Origin of the sequence: Haladaptatus sp. (assembly GCF_049589095.1) — an archaeon.
In the GTDB taxonomy this organism is placed as follows: domain Archaea; phylum Halobacteriota; class Halobacteria; order Halobacteriales; family Haladaptataceae; genus Haladaptatus.
Map to the genome: position 1 here is coordinate 1 of NZ_JBAWAC010000596.1, position 2,740 is coordinate 2,740.

Below are 2,740 nucleotides of genomic sequence, written 5' to 3' on the forward strand. Positions count from 1 at the left end.
GTTCGACCGGGCGAGCATGGACGGCTTCGCGGTCAAGGCGAGGGATACCTTCGGCGCGAACGAGGCCGACCCCGCCGTCCTCGACCTCGTGGGAGAGGTGCACGCGGGGACGGAACCCGACGTGGAAGTCGGCGAGGGCGAAGCCGTCGAGATCTCCACCGGGGCCGTGATGCCGCCCGGCGCGGACGCCGTGGTGATGGTCGAACGAACCGACTACGTCGAGCGCGAGGGAACGGACGGCGTGGAAGTCCGTACCGCCCTCACACCCGGCGAAAACACCATGCTCGCCGGGGCGGACATCGCGGCGGGCCAACGTGCGCTCGGGCCCGAAACGCGACTCACCGCCCGCGAGATCGGTCTGCTGTCGGCGCTCGGCGTGGACGAAGTACCCGTCCGCGGAACGCCGACCGTCGGTATCATCTCCACCGGCGACGAACTCGTCCGTCCCGGCAACCCGCTGTCGGACGAGTCGGGACAGATCTACGACGTGAACAGTTACACGACGGCGGCCGCCGTGGCGGAAGCGGGCGGCGAACCGGTGTTATACCCACACGCTGGCGACGACTACGAGGAGATGGAGCGCCTGCTGTTGGAGGCTTCCGAAGAGTGTGACCTGGTCCTCTCGTCCGGGTCGACCAGTGCGAGCGCGGTAGACGTGATCTACCGCGTCATCGAATCGCGCGGCGAACTCCTGCTCCACGGCGTCGCCGTCAAACCCGGCAAACCGATGCTCGTCGGGCGGTTCCCCGATTCGGCGTACGTCGGCCTGCCGGGCTATCCCGTCTCCGCGCTGACCATCTTCCAGACCTTCGTCGCGCCCGCCATCCGCGACGCCGCCGGACTCCCGGAACCGACCACGGCGACCGTCGAAGCTCGGATGGCCGCCGAAGAACGCTACGACGAGGGTCGGATGCGACTCATGCCGACCGGCTTGGTCGAGGACGAACACGGCCGCACGCTCGCCTATCCGGTGGACAAGGGAAGCGGAGCGACGACCAGCCTCGTGGAAGCCGACGGCGTCGTGACGGTCCCACCGGATACGGCGTATCTCGGGGAAGGCGAGGAAGTCTCCGTGCGACTGTTCTCGCCCGACGTTCGGACCCCCTCGGTCCTCGGCGTCGGCGAGGACGACCCCGCGCTCTCCCGACTGCTCGACTCCCTCGACTCGCCACGCTATCTCCCGTTTGGTAGCCGGGAAGGCCTGCGCCGCCTCCGGAACGGCGTGCCGGATTTCGCGGTCGTGTCCGGAGACGCCGAACGTGGTTCTGCTGGGACGGCGAACGACTCCGCCTCGGACGCGAGCAGCGGCACCGAACTGGCGTCCTATCACCGCGAGTGGGGGCTGGTCGTCCCGTCCGGAAATCCCGAGGACATCGGCGGGTTGGCCGACCTCGTGGACCGAAACCTGCGGTTCATCAATCGCGGGACCGACTCCGGTCTCCGGACGACGCTCGGCAACGCAGTCGCCGACCTCGCCGACGACCGCGATACGACCCGTCACGAACTGGTCGAATCCATCGACGGGTTCGAACTCACCGTGAAGGCCCACGAAAGCCCGGCCAGAAAAGTCGCTGCAGGCGCGGCGGATGTGGGGCTCGGCCTGCGCTCGACGGCGGAAAAACTCGGGTTGGGATTCGTCCCGCTCGGCGAGGAACGGGTTCGAATTCTCGTCAATCCCAACCGCGAGGAGAAGGAGGGCGTAGCGGAACTGGCTGCGGCGGTCGATTCGACGTTAGTCGGTGTTCTCGAACGTCTGCCGGGTGTTCATCCATAGCTCGTCGAAGCTGTTGATTCGGTAATCACCGAGCACGCACTGTTTTCTCCGGGACGGGTCGTGGCGTTCGACGTGGACGGCGTCCAATCCCGCGTTCCACGCCGCACCGATGTCGCTCGACCCGTCGCCAGCGAGGACGCCGCGCTCGTTCGTGCCGACGCCGAGTTGTGTCATGGCGTGTTCGACCGGTTCGGGGTTCGGTTTCCAGCCCAACTGTTCGTCACAGCAGACGACGGTGTCAAACCAGTCGCGGATGTCGAGTCCGTCGAGCACCGGGTCGGTCAAAAAGCGCTGACAGTGGGTTACCAATCCGACCGGACAGTCGAGGTCGGCGACGAACTCCGCATCCTCGTAGAGGTAGGTGTTTTCGGCGCGGACCTGCGGGTCTTCGATGGCGTGGAACACCTCCCAGAATTCGACGGGGTCGATACCCCACGCGCTGAGTTGCGCGTCGCGTGACCCGCCGAGACCGTGCCAGATGATTTCGGATTCGTAGTCGGTAAATTCGCGTCCGAGACGGTCGCTCACGCGGTCGAACACCGAGCGAACGTATGCCGGGTCGATGTCGATGAGCGTCCCGTCCAGATCGAGCAGCCAAAAATCGTACTCACGGGCGACCATTGGGGTTCATCTAGTACTGCTTCTTCGCGTATAACTCTTCGTCCGCGGACACGGGTTCGAAGCGTGAAAATAATGGGGGAGGTTAGTCGGCCGACGATTCGATTCCCGGTTCGGATTCCGACTCCGTCTTCGGCGGTTCCGGTTGGTCGTAGAGGTGGCAGGCCGCCGGATGTTCGCGGTTCTGGAGCACCGGATTCTGACGCTCGCAGACGCTCGCAAAGCGGTCACGCATGACGGCGACGGCACCCTCGCGGTCGCCGGAGACGAACCGCTCGAACGATTCGGCGACCGTTTCGCGGTTGTCGCCGTCGAGTTCGTGGTCGAACAGTTCGTCCCACAACTCGG

Annotated in this window: 2 protein-coding genes and 1 pseudogene; 1 reads left to right on the top strand and 2 read right to left on the bottom strand. The window is 65.8% G+C overall.

The features are described from left to right. Positions 1 to 1,774 (top strand): molybdopterin biosynthesis protein (locus WBV42_RS18600; protein ID WP_423987352.1); only part of this gene is annotated, 1,774 nt, incomplete at its 5' end. On the opposite strand, the gene WBV42_RS18605 is transcribed toward WBV42_RS18600, so the two are convergent. Then, positions 1,733 to 2,395, bottom strand: a complete 663-nt coding sequence (locus tag WBV42_RS18605; protein WP_423987353.1) for an HAD family hydrolase — start codon at positions 2,393 to 2,395, stop codon at positions 1,733 to 1,735. The two genes, WBV42_RS18600 and WBV42_RS18605, sit on opposite strands and share 42 nt — an antisense overlap. A gap of 82 nt (positions 2,396 to 2,477) precedes the next feature. Continuing rightward, a pseudogene (locus WBV42_RS18610) lies at positions 2,478 to 2,740 on the bottom strand (ABC transporter ATP-binding protein); the annotation flags it as partial.